This window comes from Methanospirillum sp. (assembly GCF_028679455.1).
Classification (GTDB): domain Archaea; phylum Halobacteriota; class Methanomicrobia; order Methanomicrobiales; family Methanospirillaceae; genus Methanospirillum.
On the sequence record NZ_JAJRBM010000371.1, the window covers coordinates 1 to 2,825 of the forward strand.

Annotated in this window: 3 protein-coding genes and 1 rRNA gene; all 4 read right to left on the reverse strand. The window is 40.6% G+C overall.

All coding sequences use genetic code 11. The annotated features are described in order from the left end of the window. Positions 1-850, reverse strand: an 850-nt coding sequence (locus LUQ50_RS12560) for a hypothetical protein (protein ID WP_300040184.1), incomplete at its 3' end; no start/stop codon positions are given. A gap of 15 nt (positions 851-865) precedes the next feature. Further along, complete coding sequence (locus tag LUQ50_RS12565) at positions 866-1,300, reverse strand: response regulator (RefSeq protein ID WP_300040185.1); 435 nt, start codon at positions 1,298-1,300, stop codon at positions 866-868. A 5-nt stretch (positions 1,301-1,305) separates the two neighbouring features. Continuing rightward, complete coding sequence (locus tag LUQ50_RS12570; RefSeq protein ID WP_300040186.1) at positions 1,306-2,517, reverse strand: hybrid sensor histidine kinase/response regulator; 1,212 nt, start codon at positions 2,515-2,517, stop codon at positions 1,306-1,308. A 215-nt stretch (positions 2,518-2,732) separates the two neighbouring features. Then, positions 2,733-2,825: ribosomal RNA gene (gene rrf / locus LUQ50_RS12575) — 5S ribosomal RNA — on the reverse strand; the annotation flags it as partial.

The following is a 2,825-nucleotide window of genomic DNA, read 5'->3' on the forward strand; positions in this document are numbered from 1 at the left end:
CAGTATCCTCTTCTTCCATGAGGATCTTTACATCGAGTTTATCCCGGGGATAATCGAGATCTGAAATATTCTGGAGGATGTGAGGAAGCATCTCCTGTTCATGGAAAAGCGGAACAAGGATCGTATAGACTGGCAACTCCCCATCAGTAATATTTTGCACATCTTCATCTGATACATAGATAAGTGAATTGGTACCAGTGAGCCCTTTAAAAGAGATATAAAATTTTATCGGGTTCATTACAAAATAACTGATATTTAGAATCGTAAAGAATACAAATAACCAGAAATACGGGTTGGTTATGATGAGTGCTAGCATCAGGAGAAATATTGAAACGATCACTCCTTTCTGCCATGGAACTAGGATCCGGTACGCTGACTCATCTGGTTGACGATCTACCAGTTCATTGAGTGCACTATATCCATGAGGGCCCTCATAACATCCTTCAGTAAGAGTAAGGATCACATCAAGCGGAGTAACAACTCGTTCGATCTTCTTCTTGAAGACCTCTTCCAAACGGACAAATAATAGGGTATCCAGGGGATTTGCAGTTAGTACCTTTAAATATCCGGGCTTAGACTCAAGCAGAACAATGAGATCTTCTTCACCTACTGCATAGGGAAGAATGCAACCTAAATCAAGGTTACCAAGGATACTCTCCCGTTCCATAAACGTAAGACCAAGCCGATCAGCCAGAGTTGCGAAAAAATCATCAGATACTATTATTCGAAGGCGTTTAAGTGTAGGAATAAAGTTTTCAGAAGTGATCTCCGGATCTTCCAGAAAAGTGGAGTCAGGGCTGTCACTTTCCCGAAGAAGTTGTATCAGTTCTTCTTTCCCTATTGTGTTCACTTTATTCAGCAGGTTTTATCGTTTCAGCGACAAAAGACGTTCTTCCAAAAATTCAGCTACTTTCTCCCCGTCCAGCGCCATATCCCGATCCTGTTCATCCAACTTCTCTTTAATTTTTACAAGAAGCATGTCTGGATCAACAGGTTTTAAAATATACGCATCTGCACCTGCATTGAGTGAGATTACAGAATTTTCAAGGCTCGCATAACCAGTCACCATAATTTTTTTCATCCGTGGGCGCAGTTTATGGGCTTTTTCAAGCAGTTCTGTGCCTTCCATATCAGGGAGTTTTATATCAAATAGTGCAAGATTAAAAAACGTTGATTCAATCTTTTTTAATCCATCCCCTGCAGTAGTAGCGGTTTCAACTTCGTATCCGTCAATTTCCAGGATCTGCTTTGTACTATCCAGAATCCCCTGATCATCATCAACAACTAGAATCCGTTTCATATCTTTCAAACCAGTTTTTGTACTGACTCAGGAACTTTCGGGATAAGAACTTCAAAGGTTGTTCCTGTCGAGGAAGTCTCTCTCACACCAATTGTCCCACCATGTGCTTCTACGAGGCGTTTACAAACAGAAAGACCAAGTCCGGTCCCTTTTGATTTTGTAGTGAAGAGTGGTTCAAACACTCGTTCCAACGCCGATTGTGGAATTCCTGTACCAGTATCTGTGACGGTGATACATATATGATCATTTTTTTCTGCAGTCCCCAGGGTTAATACCCCTCCTGTTTCCATCGCTTGAATCGCATTGATGATCAAATTTTCCATAACTCTACGAAAAAGTGTTGTATCCACAGATGCCAGAATTCCAGGATGATATTCTTTCTTAATCATAATATTATCAGGCAATGTAATTGACCCAAGCAGTTCATCCAAAAATTCCCCCGGATCTGTACTCACCAGATTGAGATTCACTTCGCGTGCATAATTTTGTAGATCTGATACAATTTTATTAAGATATTGGGTTTCAACACCGATCCGAGAGAAGAGATCCGGAATTCCATGTTTATGAAGAATGGCAGCTTCTTCAGGGTCCATCCTGGTAATCCTCCGATTGAGCAGATAATTCATGTTTGTGATTACCTGGAGCGGATTTCGCATATCATGACCTATCATAGTAGATAGTTCTCCAATTACCGAAAAGCGTTGAGCTTCTCTGAGCTGACGGGTTCTTTCCTCAACCAGTTCTTCAAGATGTTTTGAGTACAACTCGAGCCGGTTTCGTGTCCGATACAGTTCAACAGCCTGCCTAATTTTCTGTGACAAATCAAGATAACTCGCATCAGGGGGAGAATCAGGATCAGATAAAAGGGCTTGATCATCCGGTACAGTAAAGAGAATGAAAGGTATCTTTAATCCTTCACGCTGAAGTGCATGGTGGAGATCAATTCCATTCATATCCGGCATATCATAACCAGAGACAATAGCATCAAACTGGGTGTTACGGGTAAAATCAAGAGATTCTTTTCCGGTTTTAGCAATCGTGACCGAAATACGACTGCTGCGTTCGAGATTAATCTTAGACAAATTAGCCAGATCTGGTATTGAGTCAATTAACAAGATTTTTAGAATTTCTCCCTGACTGACCACCTGTTGATCTTCAGAAGGAATTGGATAAGGAGGAGTACCTATCGGATTATGGGTCAATTGAAAGGGGGGCATACTATCTATTCAGGATGTAATTTGTATTTACTCCTAAATAAGTAAGCAATGAGAAATCAGATTGCCTAATTCATGTAAAGATAATAATATGACTCTTTTTGACAATATCAAATCCAAATCAAATGACACACTAAACACAATAATTAAAGAGCCTTCTCAGGATTGAACCGTGTTGTGATCAATAATCACAAAGACTATCAATAGAATAATGAGAACAATAGCAGCGAAGATACGTTCCCGAGGACTCGCGTACCTCAGTACCAGTATCCACGTGAGGTGTCTTAACTTCCGGGTTCGGAAAGAGACCG

Coding starts and splice junctions, on each gene's coding strand:
- LUQ50_RS12565 (WP_300040185.1), bottom strand. CDS start 1,300: ATGAAACGGATTCTAGTTGTTGATGATGATCAGGGGATTCTGGATAGT.
- LUQ50_RS12570 (WP_300040186.1), bottom strand. CDS start 2,517: ATGCCCCCCTTTCAATTGACCCATAATCCGATAGGTACTCCTCCTTAT.